We start from the raw sequence: 20,390 nt of genomic DNA on the forward strand, positions 1-20,390 counted from the left end.
TAGGTCCGACTTCTCTCGGTTCTGTGGCGCGGTGAGCGACCGCGTTCGACCGCGGTACTTTTGAGGGCGACTCGACTCTGACGAACTGTGCGCAGGTTCTCCGCCGACTACCTCGAAACTACCCGCCGGGGGATGTGGGCTGACTCCCGTGCGGCGCTCTCGGACCTGCAGTTAGACGAGTGCGAGCGCGTCCTCGACGTGGGCTGTGGGACCGGCGAGCTGACCCGCGTCCTCCGCGAGGAGACCGACGGAACGGTCGTCGGCCTCGACGCCGATACGGACCTGCTGGCCGCCGCCGGCGACCCGATCGTCTGCGGGGACGCGACGCGACTCCCCTTCGGCGACGACAGCTTCGACCTGGTGGTGTGTCAGGCGTTGCTCATCAACCTCCCTGACCCCGAAATCGCGGTGCGGGAGTTCGCCCGCGTCGCCACCGACCGCGTGGCCGCCATCGAGCCGAACAACGCCGCCGTCACCGTCGAGTCGACCGTCGACGCAGAGCCGACACTGGCCCGCCGCGCTCGCCGGCTGTTCCTCGATGGCGTGCGGACAGACGTGACCCTCGGTAGTGACGCCGCCGACGTGTTCAGCGATGCGGAGCTGACCGTCGTTTCGACGACGCAGTACGACCAGGAGCAGCGCATCGAGCCGCCCTACGACGACGCGGCGATGCAGGCGGCCCAGCGGAAAGCCACTGGAACCGGACTGGCACACAACCGCGAGACGATTCTCAACGGCGATGCGACGCCCGCCGAGTACGACGCGCTCCGCGAGCGCTGGCGGTCGATGGGCCGGGACGTAATCGAGCAGATGCAAGCGGAGGCCTACGAACGCCGCGAGACGGTCCCGTTCTTCGTTACCGTCGGCGAGGTTCAGTGACCTGCTCGTTCTCGGCTTCAGGGAGGAAATAGCCCGCCAGTCTGTAGACTGCGCCGTCCAGCAGGCTGGCGACCAGTCCGACGACGCCGCCGACGACAGCGGCGACACCGGCCCCGATGAGCAAGACAAGCAGCACCGCCTGCAGTCGGACCCCGCCGCTCTGTAGCGTCGGCACGAGTGCCACCGCGAACAGACCCAGCAGGAACGCGACGCCGGTGGCACAGCCGGCCGCAACTCCGTGGAGGACGAGCGTGCTGACTCCTGCCGAGTCAAGCGCCACCCGGCCGTGAACCCATCGGACCGCCAGGACGAACAGCGCCCAGAGGTAGCAGAAGACGGCCACGCCGACGAGGGTGTTCAGCCCGGCAAGCAGGTCGGCGAGGCCGCCGCTCGCGTGGGCGGCGAGGACGCCGAGCAGGACGAACAGGGCGGTGTCGAAGGTCGCGAGCGTCCACGTCACGAGCGATACCCGTCGCGCGTCGGCCCGTTCCGCGGTGTACGCTGGCTCGGTCTCGGTCCCGGTCGCTATCTCGCTTTCACCTCTCCGCTCACGCTGGTCCTCAGCCATGCGCGAGTACCTCCGCGAGGACGACGATGCTCAGGAGGACGGCCGCCGTCGCGCCGTAGGCCCGCGAGAGCGTTCGCCGAAGGGGTGGGGACAGGTCGCCGGATGTTGCCTCGCGGTCGCTGGCTTGAACGAGGAGGAGCGTCCGGACGACCGACCCGACGACGATGGCGACGACGACGATGAGTTTCGCCAGCAGGGTTCGTCCCCAATCGGTTCCGGGTCCTGGCGGCCCGAGCGTGCCGAGGTTGCCGACGCCGGTGAACACGAGCACGCCGACGCCGGCCCAGAACAGCCACTCGAACTGTCGCGCGGGCGCGAGCGAAGCGATAGCGCCGCTCCGATAGCTGTACCAGAGGAGGGTCGTGCCGCCGACGAGGACCGCCATCGCGAGGACGTGGAGGGTTCGAATCGGGAGGGCTGCCATAGCTGTCGCTTCACCGGCAGGTCGCAAAGAATCAGGGGGTCACTCCGACCGGTCGACTGTCACTACGTCCTCGCCCGTCGCCACGTTGTACCGTGTCGACGGGTCGACGGTCAGGCTGACGACGCCGCTGTCGAGTGCGTCCGGGCGCTCGAACCTGACGACTGTCGACCGGGCGGTGAAATCGCTGGTGTAGACACAGGGCTGTGTGTAACAGCCGAACGCGTGGATGCCGTCCGCCGTCTCCTCGATGCGTTTCAGGTGGGGGACGATCGAACCGGACCCCCAGCCGGTCTGGACGACGAGCACGGCGTGGCTCTCGAAGTCGGTGTCGGCGGCGAGACTGTAGGCGTCACCCCTGTCGTTTTCGAACCGTTCGATGTCGTCCGCATCCGTCAGCAGCGTCGCGTAGAGCTGGTCGTCGGTGTTGTCTTCGACGAACTCCAGCCCTTCGTCAGCAAACAGCGTCCCTCGCGTCGACGCCTGCTCGAACGACAGCGACGGCTCGGCCGGCATGTTTGCACAGAGATACAGCGGGTCGCGGTCGCCCTCGCCGGAGTCGTCGATGTTGCATTTGATGTCCTCGATTTCGTACGGCGGCGTATCGACCCGGTCCAGGTCGCCGGGCAGCCTGTTCGGCGTGTCCGTCGGCGTTTCGTCGTCGGTTTCGGTATCGGTGGCTTCGTCCTCCGTCTCGGTGTCGGTGGCTCCGTCGTCTGTCTCGGTGTCGGGAGCAGTTCCCGGCGACGGATGCGTGCGTGTTTCCGTGCCGCCGTCCCCACTGCCGTTCCCGCCCGGCGCGAGACAGCCGCTCAGGGCACCCATCGCCATGCCACCGACCAGTCCCAGGGTCGCTCGTCGCGTCCGTTGCATACGATTCCCTTCCCGTGGTGTGGGTGTATTCCTTCTGTTCGCTCAAAACCGCGTTGTAGTTGTCATGGGCTGTGTTCGCGCCCGGCGGTTCCGTGCGGGGCGTTGGCACCCACCGATAGACCCTTGCGGGGCGAGCAGCTACGGACGACACGTACCGATTCGCGTCTCCACATGATACCACCGCTCGTCCGCCGCTGTCCGGAGTGCCGACACGTTACCTGGAGCCGCCGGTTCGCTGCCGTCGACGACGGCGAGCTCGGCTCGGGGCTCGTCGAATGTCCCGCCTGCGGACATCGATTCTCGACGGTCGCCGCGCCCTGGCTGCAGTAATCGGCCTACCAAAGCCGGCGGCGACCGCCTACACCACGTCGCCCCGAACCGTCGCTCCCTCCTGCTGTGTCCGGTACTCTTTGACCGCGTCGGCGGCGTCGCCGGCCTCCGTCTCGTCCATCCCGAGCATCGACAGCGACTGGGTCAGCGTCGGGAAGACGAACTCGTTGTCACGGAGCTTCTGGAACGCCTCCGGCGACCGTTCGCCGTCGAGCCACAGGCAGGCCCCGCGCGGGTCCAGAATCTGCTCGTAGTCGTTTCGCATCTTCGCCCCCTTGAGCCGCTGGGTGACGTTGTCCTCGAAGGAGGCGTTACACACTTCCAGATGGACCGGCTCGTCGTCGTTCAGGAGGTGGGCGGCGAGGCACTTTTCGGGCGCGGCGTGGCCGTTGGCGTTCGCGCGGATGTACTCGGGATGCTCGTCGGCCCACGCGGCGCGGACGGTCTTGCCGACGCCGTCGACGCCGTGACTGCGCTGGAACTCCTCGGCGCGCTCCGGCGCGTCCTTGAACAGGATGTCCTTGGTGACGTACACGTCCAGTCGCTCGACCGGGTCCAGCCCGAGCGCCACGTCGCCGTACACCCACACCTCCCGGACCGGGACCGGCATCGTCTCCGCTTCGACCGTCGTGACGATCTCCTCGACGCGCTCGACTGCCTCCGGACGGTCCATACTCATTGTCCCCTCTACCGGTCGGGCGGCCTAAACGCTGACTCTCCGCGCCCGTCGCGTTGCGGCTCGCCATGCCACCTTGTGATGCTCACCGACGAACGTGATCGGCCGCGATTTTGCTCCCTTTGACGCAGGCGACGGTGCCAAGCCCCGGCCAGGTGGTGTCGCCCGCGAGGTAGAACCCCTCGATACCGATGTTCTGTGGCACAGCCCCCTGGTTCGCGTTTGCCCGCGTCTGCTTGTACCCGCCGACAGCCCCGCGGGGTCGCTTCGTGAACTGCTCGTAGGTGACCGGCGTCGCCACCTCGGAGACGACCGGGTCGGTCCCGAGGTCGGGATAGACGGTCCGGCCGCCCGCCAGCAGTTGCTCGCGAGCGGCCGCCTTCTGTTCCCCGTAGGCCGCCTCGTCAAGGCCTTGCCACGGCTCGACTGCACAGTGGGTGGATAGCATGACTGCCCGGTGCCCTGCCGGTGCGCTCACGTCGTCACCCGGCGCGGAGACGGAGACGAACATGTTGTTCCCGTTGCCCAGCGGTTCGTCGTAGGCCTGCAGAATTTGGTGGTGCGTCCGCTCGCGGCTGTCGACCTCGGCTGCCGGGACGCCGAGAAACAGCACGAGTGCGCTCCCCTCGTGGGCTTGCAGCATCGAACAGTAGTCGTCGAGTCTGTCGCCGACGACCGTCGGTGCGAGGCTTCTGGTAACGGGAACTGGGACAGTGCTGACGACCTGGTCTGCGTGGACCGGACCAGCCGCCGAGTCCACGCGAAAGCCGCCGTTGGAGCCGGTCACCGCAGTCACGGTTCGACCGGTCTCGACTCGCCCGCCGATGTCCGTGTACTGGTCGACGAAGGACTCCCAGAAGCCGTACATCCCGCCGGTCGCCCGGCCCAGCCCTGTCCGACGGATCGTCATTCCAAGGACAGCGTTTAACAGCGGCGCGTCGTCGAGCGTGGCATGGACCGTATCCTCGACGAGCATCGAGACGACTGCTCGGAGCGGTCGGTCGTCGTACACGCCGTGGGCGCGCATCGCGTCGGCCATCGTCCAGCGGAGATATCTGGCCAGCGGCAGGTCCCGAAGGCCGACCGCGCGGGCGTTCCGAACGAGATCGCCGACGCTCCGTATCGGCATCTTGACGTCTGTTCTGGTGAGCCGCCAGAGCCGCGCCGAGAGGTCGTCGATGAAGTCGTAGAACGCGAGATGTCGCTTGTCGTCGCCGAGTTTCGTACGCCGCTCGGCGTCCCAGTCAGTCTGGTCGCGGTACAGCGTCACTGTCCGGTCCGGCAGCCAGACGTCGTAGGCGTCCTGTCTCTCCATTGATGGGGATTCGAAGCCGACAGTCGACAACAGCTGGCCGCCGACACCCCCCGTGACAAAATCCACGAGTGTCGTCGCGCCGACATCGAACCGGAATCCCGCCCGCTCGTAGTAGCCCGCACAACCACCGACGCTGTGGTGCTGTTCGAGAACGACCGTCGAGTAGCCGTCTGCCTGCAATCGTGCGGCCGTGCTCATACCGGCGACACCGCCTCCGATGACGGCCACGTCCGCGGATTCAGTTCCCATGACGGCCCACCTGTGAGAGTATCCCGCACCCACTCGTCGCGGTGAGGACTGTGACTCGTCCGAGTTCGTTTTGCCGGCACAGACTCATTGGTCCAGCTACATGTGTGGCGGTCTAAATAGTATCTACCGGGAGCCGAACACTCATCTGCCAGTGCGGTGTCTCCGCCGTTATGTCATCCCTCCAGACGCAGTTCCGGGATCTGGCGACGTGGGCCGCGGACTCCTCCCCGCTGTACGCCCATCTCTGCCGCGAGGCGGCTGAAGACAGCGATATCCTCGACATCGCAGCGACCGTTCCCGAAGGTCGCCAGGCCCCGCATCTCCTGCTGGCTGCGGTGCAGTACCTGCTCGACCGGCATCCCAACCACCGGCTGGCCGAGTACTACCCGAGCATTACCCAGACGGCACACGACCCCGATGACGGGTGCTTCCCAGCGTTCCGCGAGTTCTGTCTCGACCGTGCCGACGATATCCGACCGCTCCTGCGGACCCGGCGCACGCAGACGAACGCGGTACGGCGCAGTGCGGTCCTCTACCCGGCCATCGCACAGGTGGCAAGCGCCGCCGACGGGCCGCTCGCGCTGGTGGAACTCGGTCCGAGCGCCGGCCTGAACCTGCTGTTTGACCGCTACCGCTACGATTACGACGGTTGCGTAGTGGGTAACAGCGACTCGCCGGTCACCATCGGGAGCAGCGTCCGACGTGGCGACCCGCCGCTTCCGGAAACGCCGCCCGCTATCCGCTCCCGGGTCGGTCTCGACCGCAATCCGCTCGACGTGACCGACGAGGCCGACAGGGACTGGCTCCGCGCGCTCGTCTGGCCCGAACACGGGGCGCGGCGCGCCGTTTTAGACGGTGCGCTGGCCGTTGCGCGGGACGACCCGCCCGAGCTTATCGAGGGCGATATGCTCGATGACCTGCCGGCGCTGCTCGACGAGATTCCGTCCGACGTCCCGGTCTGTGTCGTCAACACGCTCGTGCTGTATCAGGTCCCGGCGGAACTGAGCGAGGCGCTGACGGCGTTTCTCGAAGAGTTGATGGCCCAGCGCCCGCTGCACTGGCTCACCGGTCAGCGGGACCTGTCGGGCGGCGAGTCGGTGAGGCTGGACTGGAGGCGCTGGACTGATGACGGCATCGAAACGACACGTCTCGTCGACTACGAGCCACACGGGGCGTGGCTATCGTGGCGGCCCTGAGCGCACCAACTGGCTACCCACGCCGGCAACACGACGGGCGGCTGTCAGGCGTTCACCCGGGCTTATGTCTCCGCCGCGGGAACGTCGCGTATGCAGATTCGCGTGTACGACGAGGGGGCTACCCAGGACTGCCTGCTCGTCCTCGGCTGGGGGAACCGCTGCCGACACCAGAACGTCCAGTGGCTCGTCGACCAGCTTGCGGCGGCATACCGCGTCCACGCCGTCGAACTACCGACACATATCACCGACTACCGGCGGGAGTGGGTCGGTCCGGTTCAGGAGTACACCGCCGACCTCGGCAGGTTCGACCTGCTGGGCCACAGCGCGGGCGGGCTGACAGCGGCCCACATCGACGCCGATGGCATCGGCAATCGGGTGTACCTGAGCCCATGGTGGGACACCGACCTGCCGGCTCCGCGGTCGGTACTCGACGCTGTCGCGTCCCTGCCGATCACGAAACCGTTCATCCCTATCGATACCTTGGACGCCGATGCTATCGGCGACCTGGCGACGGCCCAGCAACTCGCGGAGGCTCCGTCGTCGGTTTCGCCCGCCTTCCTTCGGACGGTGTTTCGTGCCCAGCGGTCCCTGCCGCCGGCCCGGGACGCCGCCGCGGCGTTTTGCTCGCTCACGGACACAGTCGTCGACCCGCGTGCCGTCGGCGAGCGCCTGCCGGCCGACCGCATCCGGCTGTACGACGGCGGCCACGAACTGTTCTCGTCGAGCGGCCGCGAGGACACCGTCGAGATGGTCCTCGACGCGTTACAGCACGGCCCCGACACGCTGTGAGTGTGGCTGTGATCGATTCGGTACGACCTGGCCTGTCGTGGCCGAGACGAAACCCTCTCACCATTGCGGCCACGACTACTCGTCACGATGGAGTGCGACAAATGCGGCGAGAACGCGGTGTTACATGCGGCCTATTCCGGGCTTCACCTCTGTGAGTCTCATCTCTGCCGAGCGGTCACAAAACGGGTCCGCCGTCGCATCCGCGAGGACGGGCTCGTGTCCGACGACGCCACAGTCGAAGACCCCGAGACATGGGTAATTGGCCTTTCGGGCGGCAAAGACAGCGTCGTTCTCACGCAGATTCTGCACGACACGTTCGCCGAGGACCCCCGCATCGAACTGGTCGCCCTTTCTATTCACGAGGGCATCGAGGGATACCGCGACGCGAGTTTGGAGGCCTGCGAGGAACTGACCGACGACCTCGGCATCGAACACGTCACCGTCTCCTACGTCGAGGAGTTCGGCGTCCAGATGGACGACGTCGTCGAGGACGACCCCGAGGGGATGGCCGCCTGCGCCTACTGTGGTGTGTTCCGCCGTGACCTCCTCTCGAAGTACGCGGACGAACTCGACGCGGACAAACTGCTGACCGGCCACAACCTCGACGACGAGGCCGAGACGGCACTGATGAACTTCCTCGAAGGCGATATCTCACAGATCGCCAAGCATTTCGAAGCGTCGCTGGGACCGTTCGACTCGTCCGCCGACGCACCGACGGAGCAGACGCGTGAGGCGCAAGACCACCACATCCCACGGGCCAAGCCGCTCCGTGACATCCCGGAGAAGGAAGTCGCGCTGTACGCCCGGTTCGAAGATCTCCCGGCGCACATCACCGAATGTCCCCACGCCGAGGAGGCTTACCGCGGCGAGATACAGGAGCTCATGCTTGGCCTCGAAGAGAACCACCCCGGAACCCGCCACTCGATTATGGCCGGCTACGAAAAACTCGCCGCGTTAGCCGCCGACACCTACGGCGGCGAGAACAGCGACACCGACTACGGCGAGTGCGACAACTGCGGCGCACCGACGGCGCGGGACCTCTGCCGGAAGTGCAATCTGCTGGACGCGCTGGAAGCGGTCTGACGCGCGTGTCTGACATCCCGACGTACACGTATCGGTTCTGTATACTATTGTACCGATCGCGTCGCTCGCGGCCGTAGAAACCGAAAGAAAAGTCGTAGACGTCGCTACTTGTTCGTCCGGATGACGTCGAGTCCGTTGTTCTTCTCGCGCTGGTCCTGCCCGCCGTCGGTCTCGCTGTAGCCGGTGGTGCGACCGCCGCTGTTCTGACTCCCGCTGTTCGGGGCGGGGCTGTCGAAGCTTTCGACGTTGTCGGACGCGTCGAAGGACGTGTCGTCACCGACTTCCTGAATTGCTTCGCGGGACTTGTTGGCCTGCTTCTGGGTCGTCGGGCCGAGTACCTGGGCGGACTGGACGCCGGTCATGATGGCCATGACTCGCACCTTGCCCTTGTACTCTTCCTGAATCCGCGCGCCCCAGATGACGTTGGCGTCGGCCTCGAGCCGCTCGGTGATGTTCTGTGCGATGCCCTCGGCCTCCTTCAGCGTGAGGTCCGGGCCGCCAGTGATGTGGACCAGGCCACCGCTCGCACCGCGGTAGTCGACGTCAAGCAGCGGATGGTTCATCGCGTCCTTGACGACCTCCTCGGTCTTGTTCTTGTCCTGGGTCTCGCCGACCAGCATCACCGCGACGCCGCCCTGATTCATGATGGATGTCATGTCGGCGTAGTCGAGGTTGATGAGGCTCGGCTGGGTGATGGTCTCGGAGATGCCCTTGACGGTCTCGGCGATGATCTGGTCCATCACGGAGAACGCCTTGCCGATTGGCAGGTTCGGGACGTAATCGAGCAGGCGGTTGTTGTCCAGCACGATGATGGAGTCCGCCTCGTTGCGGAGCTTCTCCAGGCCTTCCTCGGCCTTGACCGTCCGCGCTCGCTCGACGTTGAACGGCGTCGACACCATGCCGACGACGATTGCGCCCTGTTCCTTGGCAATCTTCGAGACGACCGGGGCCGCGCCAGTCCCCGTGCCGCCACCCATGCCGGCGGTGACGAACACGAGGTCAGCGTCGCCCAGCACTTCCTTGATAGTCCCCTGTGCCATCTCCGTCGCGCGCTCGCCCATCGATGGGTCACCGCCGGCCCCGAGGCCGTTGGTGAGGGACTTGCCGACCAGAATCTTCGTGTCGGCTTCGATCATCTTGAGGTGCTGTTTGTCCGTGTTGATGGCCACGGTGTCAGCGCCCTCGACGCCGATGTTGTACAGGCGGTTGACCGTGTTGTTGCCGGCGCCACCACAGCCGACGATGACGATGCGCGGGTCTCCGAACCCGTCGACGTCCTCGTCGGACATCTTCTTCTTTTCTTGCTCGTCGCGTTCGAGGGCCTCGTTGACGATATCCTGCATCGTTACACCTTGGCCCAGGACCGCTTCTTTTCGGAGGCCTGTTCGGAGCCTTCTTCGGCGAGCATCTCCCGAACCGCCGAGCGAATCGCTTCGCTCCGATTGGGGTACTCGCCCGTCTCGACCATTTGTTCGACCTCTTCAATCTGCTGCTTCGGAATCCGTAGTGTCACACGCTCCATGTTTGGTAGTTTCCCCTTGGGTAAGACGGCCCGGACGGGACCTGTTTACGCCCCGCACGAGTGTTTACACAGCGAAACCGCAGTACGAGGGCGGCATCCCCTCGCGTTCGTCGCTGTGTAAGACGACCGTCTTACGCAGAATAAACCACTGACCCTGATGTATTAAAACTTACGGGCAGTGTCATACACTTTCCCGTTTACGGCGTCTGAGCGCGTCTATCGCGTGCAAACGCTGGTTTAGGTCTGGTCGAGGACATCCGCCGCAGGCGTTCGTCTCCCACAACCCGGGCAGAATCCCCAGTCCGACCGGAGTTCATCGCCGCAGTCACAGAACACCCGGCGGGACGCTTTCTCACCGCAGTTCGGGCAGTAAACGTGGTCAGAACCCAAGTTTTCACCACATTGCGCACACGTCTTACGTTCTTCCGTCTCGGCTCTGTCCCGTGTTTCCGCTTCTGTCTTACGCCCGCTCGTATCAGACGTTTGACTTTCGTCGTGGGACCGTCCGCTCTCGGTGCTTTCCCCTCGGCCGCCGGCGCGCTGTTGCTCGGTTTCGGCGCTCGCTGCCCCCGCGCTTACGCCGTCTAACGAGATGTTTACGTTGACATCCTGCGGTTGCGAGCGCGGTTGTCGCGTTTGCAGCCGGTCGGCGATGATACTGTCGACGCGGTCTTCGATGAGCTCGTCGATCGTCTCGGCGTCGGTCACGGACTCCGACGCCGCCGACGGTGGTTCCGACGCTGACGGTGACGCGTCTCCGAGATACTCCCGGAGTGCTTCGCGCATGACCTCGCTCTTCGAGGCGTCGAATGCCTCGAGTTGGTCGATGAGGTCGTCGTCAGCACGGAACGTTATCTTACTCATCGGGCTCGATGAGGGTATTATACAGGCTGGTATTTTAATCTTCCCGCGCTGTCTGACGCCCGTCAGCTACCGGCATGACGCGATACATCTCTGTTCGGTCGGACACCGTTCGTAGACCGTTTCGGTCCGCCTATCGGAAGATCGGAAGCGGGGTCAGACGTGTCTGACACCAGCCGGTGTGTCACTCCGCGTCGTGTGACCGTTCGGCGCACCCTCTACGAATAACAATCCTTAAGTCTGGACGGCGGGGTATTTTCGGGTGTCGACCGCCCTTAGCTCAGACTGGTAGAGCAGTCGACTGTAGATCGACTTGTCCCCCGTTCAAATCGGGGAGGGCGGACTTGGTTTTCAGTCGGTGTCGAGTGACTGTGAACAGGACTTGGTCTGTCGCATGACTTCGGACAACGGCGCTACGTGAGACAACCCTGTTCCAGCAGATCCGTGAAATAAAATCGTCGGGGACGGCTCAGTACAGCGTCAGAACCGCTCGCTCATCGCCGCCAGCCCAGCGTCCACGTCCACGGTCGCGCCCTGCTCTCCGAGCGCGTTGCCCAGTGCCGTCAGCAGGTAGCTGACGTTCTGCCGTCGGGCCGAATGGCCCATGCAGCCGATCCGCCAGATGTCGCCTGCCAGTGCGCCCAGACCGCTGGCGATTTCGAGGTCGTACTCGTCCAGCAGGTGCTGGATGACTGCGCCGTCGTCGACGCCGTCGGGCACGCGGACGGTGTTCAGGCTCGGGAGCCAGAAGTCGTCGGGGGCGTTCATCTCAAGTCCCATGCCCTCGACGCCGGCTTTCAGCGCGCCAGCGACGCGCAGGTGGCGGTCCCAGCGTTCTTCGATGCCTTCCTCGGCGACGAGGCGAAGCGCCTCACGGAGCGCATACACGTTCGTAATCGGGGCCGTGTGATGGTAGGCGCGTTCCTCGCCCCAGTACCCTTCCAGCAGCGAGATGTCCAGGTACCAAGAGCGGGCCTCTGACTCGCGGGAGAGGACCTTGTCCATCGCGTCGTCGTTGAGCGTGAGCGGGCTCGCACCCGGCGGACAGGAGAGGCACTTCTGCGGGCCGGAGTAGGCCACGTCGATGCCCCACTCGTCGACGCGGAGTTCGACGCCGCCCAGCGAGGTCACGCTGTCGGCGATGACCAGCGCGTCGTTCGCGTGGGCGATATCAGTGAGTTCGGGCACGGACGGCTGGAGGACGCCGGTGCTGGTCTCGGCGTGGACGAACCCGAACACGTCCGGACTGTGTTCGTCGAATGCCGCTTCGACCGCTGACGGGTCGAGCGGCTGGCCCCAGAGAGCGTCGACAGTGACGACGTCGCCGCCCGCGCGCTCGGCCATGCTTGCCATCCGGTCGCCGAAGTAACCGTTCGTCGGGACGAGCATCGTATCGCCCGGTTCAACGACGTTGCCGATGGCCGCCTCCATCGCCGCGGAGCCGGTCCCGGAGACCGGAATCGTCCACTTGTTGTCCGTTCGGAACGTGTACCGGAGGAGGTCCTGGACCTCGTCCATGATCTCGATGAACGAGGGGTCGAGGTGGCCGACCAGCGGCGTGCTCATCGCCTTGAGCACACGCGGGTGCACGTCGCTCGGGCCGGGACCCATCAGCGTTCGGTCCGGCGGTGTCAACTCATCGACAGTAGGTGCCTCATCCATAGCGTGTGTTACCTGATGACTGGGCATTAAAATCCGCGGTCACGACTCTCTGGTCAGGGCAAGGTCGGCTTCACAACTTCGCTGGGACGACAACCTCCCGTTCCAAAACCTCTCTCAAAGATCACGTTTGTGTTGCCAGTCACCAGCGGACACCACCCTCCCCCATAATCGTAACCGCAAGACAGCGACGATATGATGTGCATGAACGATCTGCCCTGTTTTTACTCTCGTACTGCGAAGGGAGTGTGTGGTCGTCGATGGGATTGTTCGATAACGCCGTGTCCCCTGGGGAGGAACCGAGACGCCGGTACACCTGTCTGGTGTGCCAGGCGTCGTTCGACGTTCAGTACCACTCGTGTCCGGACTGCGGTGCGTACGACATCCGCCGGACGAAGTGGCTCACGTAGCCCCCGGCGTCCACGTTGGCACGTCCACCGGACTGCCTGCTATCGGGCTACACTGCCCTTTTTTAGATTGGTGCCGCGTACCACAGCCACCAAGTGACCGCCGACGGTACGGCTATACGTGAACCGACGACAGTTAGGGACGACAGGGTACGACGTGACAGCTGTCGGACTTGGGACTTGGAATATCGGTGGTGACTGGGGCGACGTCTCGGCGGAGGAAGGCCGAGAAACGATCCGGACCGCGCTCGATGCTGGCGTCCGTTTCATCGACACCGCCGACGTGTACGGTGACGGCTTCAGCGAACAGCGCATCGCCGACGTGCTCGACGAACGCGAGGTCCGCGACGAGGTGACCGTCGCGACGAAGGCCGGTCGCCGACTCGACCCCCATACGGCCGAGCGCTACAACTACGACAACCTCTCCGAGCACGTCGACCGCTCGCGGGAGTACCTCGGGACCGACACGCTGGAACTCCTGCAACTGCACTGTCCGCCGACAGACGCCTACTACCGGCCCGAGACGTTCGACGCCCTGGCGCGGCTGAAAGACGAGGGGAAAGTCGAGCACTGCGGCGTCAGCGTCGAACGCGTCGAGGAAGCACTGAAAGCTATCGAGTATCCCGGCGTCGAGACTGTCCAGATAATCTTCAACATGTTCCGCCAGCGACCCGCGGAGCGGTTCTTCGAGGAGGCCAAGCGCCGCGACATCGGCGTCATCGTCCGTGTCCCGCTGGCCTCCGGACTCCTGACTGGCAAGCTCTCCCGGGACATGGAGTTCCCCGAGAACGACCACCGGAACTTCAACATCGAGGGCGAGGCGTTCGACCGCGGCGAAACCTTCGCCGGCCTCCCGGTGGACGCGGGCTTCGACGCCGTCGACGACCTCCGCGAGCACGTCCCCGAGCGGATGACGATGGCCCAGATGGCGTTGCGCTGGATTCTGGACCACGACGCGGTGTCGACCGTCATCCCCGGCTCGACCTCGCCGGAGCACGTCCGGGCGAACGCAGCAGTCAGCGAGATGGACCCGCTCTCGAATCAGGTCCACGGCGCGGTACGTGACATCTACGAGGCGTACGTCTTCGACGACGTCCACCACCGCTGGTAATCGCCTGCGTGACAGAACTGTTCGAGAAATGCGGATCGAACGGACGTCGAAGGCCGATGCCGGGTGGGCAAACCCGGCGTGAAACCGTCCCGTACAGGGGAGCATGGGACGGTGGGCGTCGGGAGAGTACGAGCACGCACTGTGCTCGCATACAGTCTTCCGTGCGATCCGATGTTTGTTATACAGCTCTTTACGTGGTGACAGTGGACAGACTGGGCGACAGGGGGACGCTACTGCACTTCGGTCACGTCAACTGGAAATCTATCGCCGTTGCACACCGAAACTGGTGCTCTGGAAGGAGTTGCAGCCGTTGGCTCCGATCATCATGACCGGTTCCGGCGAACTAGCCACCCGCTACCGGCCGGACTGTGGTGAATCACTCTTCGGTGGTGAGTTTCGGACCGGGCTTCCAGGTGTTGCCTTCGAGGACAACGAGGTCGTAGCGTTCGAGCACCTGAAGCGTATCGACGACCGCCTGAGCGTCGAAGGAGACGGCCATATCCTCGGGCAGCTGCTGGGCAATTGCACTGCGTGTCCCACCGTCCATCCGAACCACCGTATCAAGCAACTGTTCGAGGTCGTCGAGTAGCGAGACGAGCGACGTCGACCCCTCGTCTTCTGTCGCCAGTTTCGACATGACTTCGTCGTAATTCCCCGATATCTCCATCGATACTGACACGGTCTCGTCTTCGATGTCTTCTTCGTCTCCCATAGGGACAAATATATGCACACTTGTAGAAATACGTTTCCATATTTGTTACAACAGACGCATCTACCGGCTGTTTCACTGCAAAAGCGAGTTGTGTGGGTGTTATTGTCTCTCCAATATGTGTAGCTATAACCACGTTCGGGGGAACTTTTTTGGTCTAATATAGGACCAAAACCGTCCATTCAACAGTCGATATCTCTATCTAACTCTCAGTTATCGGAATAGTTGAATACATATCGAATATTTAGATCTATACCTCTGACCAAATCTGTTACCGTGGTCTCGGTAATATCACACCACCAAAGACGCACTGCCCTGTTGTGATCGTTCGGATAGGTCGAACGATATCGAAAGCGCCTGCGTCGTAGCGTAAGCCTGGCCCGGTGGCAGTCAACTAGTCCACGTCAACTGGTAACCCTGCCGCCGGACCGGTGTATCCGCTCCCACGGGCGACACACGCTCGGGCAGTCTGCCCTCGCTTGTCCTACTAGATAACAAAAGTACGGTTATTATTCCACTGTACTGAGAAGTCCCTGTTTCTCCCGCTGGACCGGGCTATCGGCGAGCCACAGTGCCGTGGAACACTGTCAGTTTCAGTATACGGAACAAGCAACACATCGATTGTGTTTGCTCCCGGTGCGCTCTGCGTTTGCCGGCAATGAACCGTCATCATAAGAGACCGCGGCAAGCGCGTACAGCTATATATGCGCCCATTTCGCGGGGCGGTGTAGTCCGATGGCTGGCCACCCGTTGCTTTCACTGTATTCGGTATCTGTTCGAGAATACGAACCGCCGACAGCGAAGTGCGACTGCACGAGTGGCAGTCGACGACGGACGTAGTGTTAACACGTCCGAGGATTCGGTTCGCCAGCGCTCGCTCAGTGGATGCCGACGTACGCCTCCGTGATGTAGTCGTTGTTCTGGAACTCCGCGGCGGAGCCACTGAGCTCGACCCGGCCGGATTCCAGCAGTGAGAGCCGGTGGGCGTGGCGCAGTGCGAACGTGGCGTTTTGCTCGACGAGCAGGAGCGTCTGACCCTGACCGTTCAGCGTCTCGATGGCCTCGCTGATGTCGTCGATGATGACAGGAGCCAGTCCGAGCGTCGGTTCATCGAGGACGAGTAGCTCCGGGTCGCCCATCAGCGCACGTCCGACGGCCAGCATCTGCTGTTCGCCGCCGCTCATGGTCTGGGTCTCCTGGTCCCGGCGGTCGTCGAGCCGCGGGAACAGGTCATACACCATGTCTAGGTCGGCCCGGACGGCATCGCGGTCCTCGCGGAACTGCGCGCCCATGCGCAGGTTCTCGTGGACCGAGAAAAACGGGAACAGGTCGCGGTCCTCGGTACAGTAGACGAGGCCGTCGGTGACCAACTGCTGTGGGTCGAGGTCGGCCACGTCTCGCCCGTTGAACCGAATCGTCCCGTCGTAGTCGAGGAAGCCGGCGACGGCGTCCAACAGGGTCGTCTTCCCCGCGCCGTTGGGGCCGACGATGCCGCCGATTTCCCCGCGCTCGACGGTCAGCGAAACGCCGTCAAGCGCCTGTGACTTGCCGTAGTACACGTCGAGGTCTTCGACTTCGAGCAGCGGGTCGCTCATTGGACCGCGTTCACCTCCCCGGCAAGGTAGGCGTCCTGAACCCGTTCGTCACCGACGATGTCGGCCGGGTCACCCGACGCGAGCTTCTGGCCGTTGTGCAACACGACGACCCGGTCGACGAGGTCCATCAGGCCGCGCATGTTGTGGTCGACGACGACCATGGTGATGCCCTGCTCGCGGAACGACTCGAACTGCTCTGAAAGCTGCCGGACCTCCGTCTGGTTCAAGCCGGCGAAGGGCTCGTCGAGCAAGAGGAGGTCCGGCTCCGTCGCCAGTGCCTTCGCGATTTCGAGGCGGCGAACGTCGGCGTGGGGCAGGGACCCGGGGTCGTCGTCGAGGGCGTCCTCGATGTCGACCTGGGCGGCGTAGCTCGCGATCGCCTCGTCGCTCGCGCCGCCGTCGAACGAGCGGACGCTGTTGGGGAAGGTGAACAGCTCGATGTTCTCTCGGACGGTCATCGACCCGATTGGATTGGACTCCTGAGAGACGCGCGACAGTCCACGGTTGACAATCTGGTGTGTCTTGTCGTCCGTAATATCTGTGCCGTCGAAGCGCACCGCCCCGGCGGTCACCGCGTAGATGCTCATGATGCAGTTGAACACGGTCGTCTTGCCGGAGCCGTTGGGGCCGATGAGGCCGAGTATCTCGCCGCTCTCGACGCCAAAGGAGAGGTCGTCGACGGCGACGAGGCCGCCGAACTGCTTGGTCAACCCGTCGACCGACAGCAGCGTCACCGTCGGTCACCTCCCAGCGCGCCGAGTGCACGCCAGAGGAGACGGAACAGTCCGTCCCGGGCGAACACCAGCACGAGGAGAACGAGCAGCCAGAGGGCGAGCCAGCGCAGTTCCTCGCCGAGGCCGACGAGGAACACGTCCCGGAGTCCGACGAACAGGAACGCGCCGCCGAGCGGCCCCAGAATCGAGCTCATACCGCCGATGACTGCCATCGCTATCATTTGGATGCTGTTGTCCACGATGACGAACGTCTGTGGGTCGACGCCCGCGTTGACGTGGGCGAGCAGGACCCCGCCGATACCCATCGGGACGGCGCTCAGCACGAACGACCAGAGCTTGAACTTCGTCGGGTCCAAGCCGGCCGCGGAGACGGCATCCTCGTTCTCGCGGATGGCGACCAGCACGGTCCCCACATCGGAGCGCCCGACGTAGGTCAGTGTGGCCGCAACGGCGAGCATCGGCACCACGACCATGTAGTACTGCAGCGTCAGGTCGTAGGTGAACACGTCGACGCGGATGCCCCGCAGGCCGTTCGTCCAGTGGCTCAGGGCCTTTGTCAGCCGGTAGAACAGCAGGACGGTGACGAAGGTGACGAGCGAGAAATACGGGCCACGGAGACGGAGCGAGGGGACGGCGATGGCCAGACCCAGCACCGTCGTCGCGAGTATCGACAGCGGGACTGTGACAAACAGCGATAGCTCCGGATTCAGATGGAGCACCAGCAAGCCGGTGGTGTAGCCGGCCGCCCCCGACAGCGCCGAGTGGCCGAAACTGATGTAGCCGGTGTAACCGCTCTGGATGTCCCACCCCATCGCGAAGACGGCCCACACCGCGCCGAGCGTGAGCGGCCTGAGGTAGTCCTGGCCCCACAGCGGCGCGGTGACGAGACCGCCGAAGGCCACCAGTAGCAACAGCAACTGCAGGCCGGTAATTTCGCCGAAACGCTCGCCGAGTGTGCGGTTGTACCGCTCCGCGACCGGCCAGAGCAGCCGCTCCGCTGGCTGGCCGACCGCTCCGATGACGCCGGCTCCCTGCGGGAGGACGCTGTCTCTCAGGACCGATTCGACGCGGCCAACGAGTCGGCCGATACCTCGGCCGGTCTGCTCTCGGTCACTCATGGACGAACTCCGTGCCGTACAGGCCCTGTGGCAGCACCAGCAGGACGACCACGAGGACCACCAGCGACATGATGCCGCGGACGCTCTGTCCGAGGAACTGTCCGGTCGCCGTCTGCAGGTAGCCGACGATGTAGGCCGCGGCGACCGACCCCTTGATGGAGCCGATGCCGCCCACGACGACGATGATGAACGCGAGGGCGAGCGGCTCCAGCCACATCGTCGGTTCGGCCGCCCCGATGCCGCCCAGGAACACGCCGGCGATGCCAGCCAGGCCGCCCGCGACCAGCCACGTACGGGCACGCACGCCCGACACGTCGACGCCGGTGAGCATGGCTCCGCGCTCGCTCATCGAGGTGGCGCGTATCGACCGCCCGCTGTCGGTCTTGGTGACGTAGTACCAGAGCAGCCCCATCGCGACCCACGAGACGACGAAGGCCGCGAGTTCGACGTACAGGATTCGGGTCCCGAGCGCCTGGACCTGCAGCACGCCCGGCACCACGCTGTACTGGTAGGGCTGGGCGTGGAACACGAGCGTGACGAGTTCGGTGAAGGCGATGGCGACCACGATGGTCGCGAGGAACGTGATGACGACGTTCTCCTCGATGGTCCGAACTAACACGACGTAGAGGCCGTAGGAGATGAGGCCGACGACGACGATAGTGAGCGGGAACGCGACTATTGGATGCAGCGTCACGCTCGCGAGGATGCTGTCCGAGACGAGACTCAGGTAGGTGTACGCGCCGGCCATTATCAGCGCACCGTGGGCGAGGTTCAACACGCCGCCGACGCCAAACACCATGGTGAAGCCGATAGCGATCAGGGCGTAGACGGCGCTGATGAGCGCGCCGTCGACGATGACGCTGGCAATGTCGCCCAGCATCGTTCACCCCATCCACGGTGGCGCGGCGTGTTCGGCGGTCCGCAGGCCCTCCGGGTAGACGCATTCCAGAGACCCACCCTCGCGCCACTGGGTAAGCGGGTAGTTCGTGATGATGCCGTCACTGTCCCGCTCTTCTCGGAGGTCGTGGGCGTACGTCTCGTCGGCCCCGTAGAACTGGACCCGCCCGGCCGCGCCGGTGAAGTCGGTCTGGAGCAGCGCGTCGACAATTGTATCGAGGTTGTTCTCCTGGTCGACGGTACCGGCGCGCTCGGCAGCGTTCTTGAAGACGTGTATCGCGTCGTAGGTGACAAAGCCCATGTACATCGGCTTGCTCGGCGGGTCATCGGCGTCGCCGTACGCCTCCATGTACGCCTCCGTGAACGGGACCGTCTTCGACGTGATGTCGGTGACACCCGCCGCGCCGGACTGGGTCGTCGTCTCGTAGGCCGCCGCGCCCTCGGTGAGTTCGTAGTAGGCCGGCAGCATCGACGCGACGTGCACTCCCTCGATGCCGAACTCGTACTCGCCCTGTGCCCAGCGGGCCGCCATCGGCCCGCCGTTGATGTGCGCGAAGAAGCGGAACATCGCGTCCGCACCCGCCGCGTCCACATCGTCTAGCACCGACCCGAATGAGGTGGTATCAGTTGCCAGCCCATTCACCATCGGCACGTCCAAGTCCGCCTCCTTCAGCAGGTCGACCAGCCGGTTCCGGAACACCGTCGTCCACTCGGCGTCGTCGGCGACGACAGCGAACGTGTTCCATCCGTGGCGGTCCGAGAGGTGGCCGGCGTACTGGCTGATGACCTCCGCCTGGAAGTGGGAGTTCACCGGCCCGACCCGGAACGTGTTCTTGTAGCGCTCGTAGTCGGACGCGACGAACTCCGTGACGGTACTCGGCGCGGCGGAGCCGGTGACCAGAAACGGCGTATTGAACTCCGACACGAGGTCCATGATAGACTGGGTCACCTCGCTGGAGAACGTGCCGACGATGGCGTCGACTTCCTCCTGTCGGACCAACTCGCCTGCGACGGTGCGCGCCTCGGACGGCGACGCCCGCGTGTCCTTCGTAACGAGTTCGACGGTCTGGTCGGCGATACCACCGTCGTCGTTGATTTCGGCGACCGCCATCTCCGCCGACCGCTTCGAGCCAACGCCGAGCGGGTTGTTCAGCGGTGCAAGGTGGCCGATGGTGACCGTCTCGGCGATGCCACCACCTCCATCGGGGTTCTCCCCACCACCGCCGCCATCACCGCTGCAGCCGGCGAACAGTCCGAGCGCCGCGCTCGCCCCGGCCGCTCTGACGAATGACCGACGACCGATGCTGTTGGTATATGCTGTGCTCCTGTCGCTGGGTGTGCTCGTTGGGTCTGCCATGGTTTACCCTCGGTGGGTGGTACCACGTTCCAAACCATACA

General features: G+C 64.5%; 22 protein-coding genes and 1 tRNA gene. 7 read left to right on the forward strand and 16 right to left on the reverse strand.

The genetic code is table 11. From position 1 onward, the window contains the following. The first annotated feature begins 132 nt into the window (after nucleotides 1-132). On the forward strand, nucleotides 133-879 hold the full coding sequence (locus AV929_RS16785; protein ID WP_064288932.1) for a class I SAM-dependent methyltransferase: 747 nt from the start codon (nucleotides 133-135) through the stop codon (nucleotides 877-879). Here the strand turns inward: AV929_RS16785 and AV929_RS16790 are convergent. From AV929_RS16790 to AV929_RS16810, 6 genes are all read right to left on the reverse strand, one after another. Next, entirely contained in the window at nucleotides 857-1,447 is a 591-nt protein-coding gene (locus AV929_RS16790; RefSeq protein WP_014041201.1) for a hypothetical protein, read from the reverse strand. The two genes, AV929_RS16785 and AV929_RS16790, sit on opposite strands and share 23 nt — an antisense overlap. Further along, nucleotides 1,440-1,871 carry a CopD family protein gene (locus AV929_RS16795; protein WP_064288791.1) on the reverse strand — a complete coding sequence of 144 codons (432 nt, stop codon included), beginning with the start codon at nucleotides 1,869-1,871 and terminating at the stop codon, nucleotides 1,440-1,442. The genes AV929_RS16790 and AV929_RS16795 overlap by 8 nt, the downstream gene beginning before the upstream one ends. 39 nt (nucleotides 1,872-1,910) lie before the next feature. Continuing rightward, entirely contained in the window at nucleotides 1,911-2,741 is an 831-nt protein-coding gene (locus AV929_RS16800) for a hypothetical protein (RefSeq protein ID WP_064288792.1), read from the reverse strand. A gap of 138 nt (nucleotides 2,742-2,879) precedes the next feature. After that, complete coding sequence (locus AV929_RS21970) at nucleotides 2,880-3,035, reverse strand: hypothetical protein (RefSeq protein ID WP_155120760.1); 156 nt, start codon at nucleotides 3,033-3,035, stop codon at nucleotides 2,880-2,882. Nucleotides 3,036-3,099: 64 nt separating this feature from the next. Next, entirely contained in the window at nucleotides 3,100-3,750 is a 651-nt protein-coding gene (locus AV929_RS16805) for a hypothetical protein (RefSeq protein WP_196220002.1), read from the reverse strand. A gap of 82 nt (nucleotides 3,751-3,832) precedes the next feature. Then, nucleotides 3,833-5,311 (reverse strand): NAD(P)/FAD-dependent oxidoreductase, encoded by a 1,479-nt coding sequence (locus AV929_RS16810; RefSeq protein WP_064288793.1) that lies wholly within the window; start codon nucleotides 5,309-5,311, stop codon nucleotides 3,833-3,835. Nucleotides 5,312-5,481: 170 nt separating this feature from the next. On the opposite strand from AV929_RS16810, the gene AV929_RS16815 reads away from it, so the two are divergent. The 3 genes from AV929_RS16815 to AV929_RS16825 all read left to right on the forward strand — a co-directional run bounded on the left by AV929_RS16815 (nucleotide 5,482) and on the right by AV929_RS16825 (nucleotide 8,379). Then, nucleotides 5,482-6,507 carry a DUF2332 domain-containing protein gene (locus AV929_RS16815; protein WP_064288794.1) on the forward strand — a complete coding sequence of 342 codons (1,026 nt, stop codon included), beginning with the start codon at nucleotides 5,482-5,484 and terminating at the stop codon, nucleotides 6,505-6,507. A 90-nt stretch (nucleotides 6,508-6,597) separates the two neighbouring features. Continuing rightward, the gene (locus AV929_RS16820) at nucleotides 6,598-7,296 is read left to right on the forward strand and encodes an alpha/beta hydrolase (RefSeq protein ID WP_014041195.1); all 699 of its coding nucleotides are present in this window, start codon (nucleotides 6,598-6,600) and stop codon (nucleotides 7,294-7,296) included. A gap of 87 nt (nucleotides 7,297-7,383) precedes the next feature. Continuing rightward, nucleotides 7,384-8,379, forward strand: coding sequence for a TIGR00269 family protein (locus tag AV929_RS16825; protein ID WP_014041194.1), 996 nt, complete (start codon nucleotides 7,384-7,386; stop codon nucleotides 8,377-8,379). Between the two features lie 104 nt (nucleotides 8,380-8,483). On the opposite strand, the gene ftsZ is transcribed toward AV929_RS16825, so the two are convergent. The 3 genes from ftsZ to AV929_RS16840 all read right to left on the reverse strand — a co-directional run bounded on the left by ftsZ (nucleotide 8,484) and on the right by AV929_RS16840 (nucleotide 10,765). Then, a complete protein-coding gene (ftsZ, locus tag AV929_RS16830) occupies nucleotides 8,484-9,722 on the reverse strand; it encodes a cell division protein FtsZ (RefSeq protein WP_005537569.1) in 1,239 nt (412 codons plus the stop codon). A gap of 2 nt (nucleotides 9,723-9,724) precedes the next feature. Further along, entirely contained in the window at nucleotides 9,725-9,901 is a 177-nt protein-coding gene (locus tag AV929_RS16835; protein ID WP_004515010.1) for a ribbon-helix-helix domain-containing protein, read from the reverse strand. A gap of 237 nt (nucleotides 9,902-10,138) precedes the next feature. Further along, nucleotides 10,139-10,765, reverse strand: a complete 627-nt coding sequence (locus tag AV929_RS16840; protein ID WP_050037019.1) for a zinc ribbon domain-containing protein — start codon at nucleotides 10,763-10,765, stop codon at nucleotides 10,139-10,141. Nucleotides 10,766-11,031: 266 nt separating this feature from the next. Here AV929_RS16840 and AV929_RS16845 point away from each other — a divergent pair. Continuing rightward, nucleotides 11,032-11,105 (forward strand) — tRNA-Tyr (locus AV929_RS16845). A 137-nt stretch (nucleotides 11,106-11,242) separates the two neighbouring features. On the opposite strand, the gene AV929_RS16850 is transcribed toward AV929_RS16845, so the two are convergent. Beyond that, nucleotides 11,243-12,424 carry an alanine--glyoxylate aminotransferase family protein gene (locus AV929_RS16850; protein ID WP_064288795.1) on the reverse strand — a complete coding sequence of 394 codons (1,182 nt, stop codon included), beginning with the start codon at nucleotides 12,422-12,424 and terminating at the stop codon, nucleotides 11,243-11,245. Between the two features lie 257 nt (nucleotides 12,425-12,681). On the opposite strand from AV929_RS16850, the gene AV929_RS22455 reads away from it, so the two are divergent. Together AV929_RS22455 and AV929_RS16855 are read left to right on the forward strand one after the other, a co-directional pair. Next, entirely contained in the window at nucleotides 12,682-12,831 is a 150-nt protein-coding gene (locus AV929_RS22455) for a hypothetical protein (RefSeq protein WP_023843402.1), read from the forward strand. 118 nt (nucleotides 12,832-12,949) lie between these two features. Further along, entirely contained in the window at nucleotides 12,950-13,939 is a 990-nt protein-coding gene (locus tag AV929_RS16855; protein WP_050007065.1) for an aldo/keto reductase, read from the forward strand. A gap of 376 nt (nucleotides 13,940-14,315) precedes the next feature. Here the strand turns inward: AV929_RS16855 and AV929_RS16860 are convergent, their stop codons facing one another. From AV929_RS16860 to AV929_RS16885, 6 genes are all read right to left on the reverse strand, one after another. Further along, nucleotides 14,316-14,651 (reverse strand): hypothetical protein, encoded by a 336-nt coding sequence (locus tag AV929_RS16860; protein ID WP_014041184.1) that lies wholly within the window; start codon nucleotides 14,649-14,651, stop codon nucleotides 14,316-14,318. An 875-nt stretch (nucleotides 14,652-15,526) separates the two neighbouring features. Then, nucleotides 15,527-16,243 (reverse strand): ABC transporter ATP-binding protein, encoded by a 717-nt coding sequence (locus AV929_RS16865; RefSeq protein WP_050007063.1) that lies wholly within the window; start codon nucleotides 16,241-16,243, stop codon nucleotides 15,527-15,529. After that, nucleotides 16,240-16,977 (reverse strand): ABC transporter ATP-binding protein, encoded by a 738-nt coding sequence (locus tag AV929_RS16870; protein WP_064288796.1) that lies wholly within the window; start codon nucleotides 16,975-16,977, stop codon nucleotides 16,240-16,242. The genes AV929_RS16865 and AV929_RS16870 overlap by 4 nt, the downstream gene beginning before the upstream one ends. Further along, nucleotides 16,974-18,095, reverse strand: coding sequence for a branched-chain amino acid ABC transporter permease (locus tag AV929_RS16875; RefSeq protein WP_050007062.1), 1,122 nt, complete (start codon nucleotides 18,093-18,095; stop codon nucleotides 16,974-16,976). The genes AV929_RS16870 and AV929_RS16875 overlap by 4 nt, the downstream gene beginning before the upstream one ends. Next, nucleotides 18,088-18,975 carry a branched-chain amino acid ABC transporter permease gene (locus tag AV929_RS16880; protein ID WP_011223971.1) on the reverse strand — a complete coding sequence of 296 codons (888 nt, stop codon included), beginning with the start codon at nucleotides 18,973-18,975 and terminating at the stop codon, nucleotides 18,088-18,090. Before AV929_RS16880 ends, AV929_RS16875 begins: the two co-directional genes overlap by 8 nt. A gap of 3 nt (nucleotides 18,976-18,978) precedes the next feature. Continuing rightward, a complete protein-coding gene (locus AV929_RS16885; protein WP_064288797.1) occupies nucleotides 18,979-20,349 on the reverse strand; it encodes an ABC transporter substrate-binding protein in 1,371 nt (456 codons plus the stop codon). Between the last annotated feature and the right edge of the window lie 41 nt (nucleotides 20,350-20,390).

It is taken from the genome of Haloarcula sp. K1 (assembly GCF_001647155.1).
GTDB lineage: Archaea > Halobacteriota > Halobacteria > Halobacteriales > Haloarculaceae > Haloarcula > Haloarcula hispanica.

Excerpts from the sequence above, each read along its gene's own strand:
- AV929_RS16840 (WP_050037019.1), bottom strand. The coding sequence starts at position 10,765 with ATGAGTAAGATAACGTTCCGTGCTGACGACGACCTCATCGACCAACTC.
- AV929_RS16880 (WP_011223971.1), bottom strand. The coding sequence starts at position 18,975 with ATGCTGGGCGACATTGCCAGCGTCATCGTCGACGGCGCGCTCATCAGC.
- AV929_RS16820 (WP_014041195.1), top strand. The coding sequence starts at position 6,598 with ATGCAGATTCGCGTGTACGACGAGGGGGCTACCCAGGACTGCCTGCTC.
- AV929_RS16850 (WP_064288795.1), bottom strand. The coding sequence starts at position 12,424 with ATGGATGAGGCACCTACTGTCGATGAGTTGACACCGCCGGACCGAACG.
- AV929_RS22455 (WP_023843402.1), top strand. The coding sequence starts at position 12,682 with ATGGGATTGTTCGATAACGCCGTGTCCCCTGGGGAGGAACCGAGACGC.
- AV929_RS16835 (WP_004515010.1), bottom strand. The coding sequence starts at position 9,901 with ATGGAGCGTGTGACACTACGGATTCCGAAGCAGCAGATTGAAGAGGTC.
- AV929_RS16800 (WP_064288792.1), bottom strand. The coding sequence starts at position 2,741 with ATGCAACGGACGCGACGAGCGACCCTGGGACTGGTCGGTGGCATGGCG.
- AV929_RS21970 (WP_155120760.1), bottom strand. The coding sequence starts at position 3,035 with ATGTCCGCAGGCGGGACATTCGACGAGCCCCGAGCCGAGCTCGCCGTC.
- AV929_RS16860 (WP_014041184.1), bottom strand. The coding sequence starts at position 14,651 with ATGGGAGACGAAGAAGACATCGAAGACGAGACCGTGTCAGTATCGATG.
- AV929_RS16785 (WP_064288932.1), top strand. The coding sequence starts at position 133 with ATGTGGGCTGACTCCCGTGCGGCGCTCTCGGACCTGCAGTTAGACGAG.
- AV929_RS16875 (WP_050007062.1), bottom strand. The coding sequence starts at position 18,095 with ATGAGTGACCGAGAGCAGACCGGCCGAGGTATCGGCCGACTCGTTGGC.
- AV929_RS16790 (WP_014041201.1), bottom strand. The coding sequence starts at position 1,447 with ATGGCTGAGGACCAGCGTGAGCGGAGAGGTGAAAGCGAGATAGCGACC.
- ftsZ (WP_005537569.1), bottom strand. The coding sequence starts at position 9,722 with ATGCAGGATATCGTCAACGAGGCCCTCGAACGCGACGAGCAAGAAAAG.
- AV929_RS16885 (WP_064288797.1), bottom strand. The coding sequence starts at position 20,349 with ATGGCAGACCCAACGAGCACACCCAGCGACAGGAGCACAGCATATACC.
- AV929_RS16795 (WP_064288791.1), bottom strand. The coding sequence starts at position 1,871 with ATGGCAGCCCTCCCGATTCGAACCCTCCACGTCCTCGCGATGGCGGTC.
- AV929_RS16825 (WP_014041194.1), top strand. The coding sequence starts at position 7,384 with ATGGAGTGCGACAAATGCGGCGAGAACGCGGTGTTACATGCGGCCTAT.
- AV929_RS16865 (WP_050007063.1), bottom strand. The coding sequence starts at position 16,243 with ATGAGCGACCCGCTGCTCGAAGTCGAAGACCTCGACGTGTACTACGGC.
- AV929_RS16815 (WP_064288794.1), top strand. The coding sequence starts at position 5,482 with ATGTCATCCCTCCAGACGCAGTTCCGGGATCTGGCGACGTGGGCCGCG.
- AV929_RS16810 (WP_064288793.1), bottom strand. The coding sequence starts at position 5,311 with ATGGGAACTGAATCCGCGGACGTGGCCGTCATCGGAGGCGGTGTCGCC.
- AV929_RS16805 (WP_196220002.1), bottom strand. The coding sequence starts at position 3,750 with ATGAGTATGGACCGTCCGGAGGCAGTCGAGCGCGTCGAGGAGATCGTC.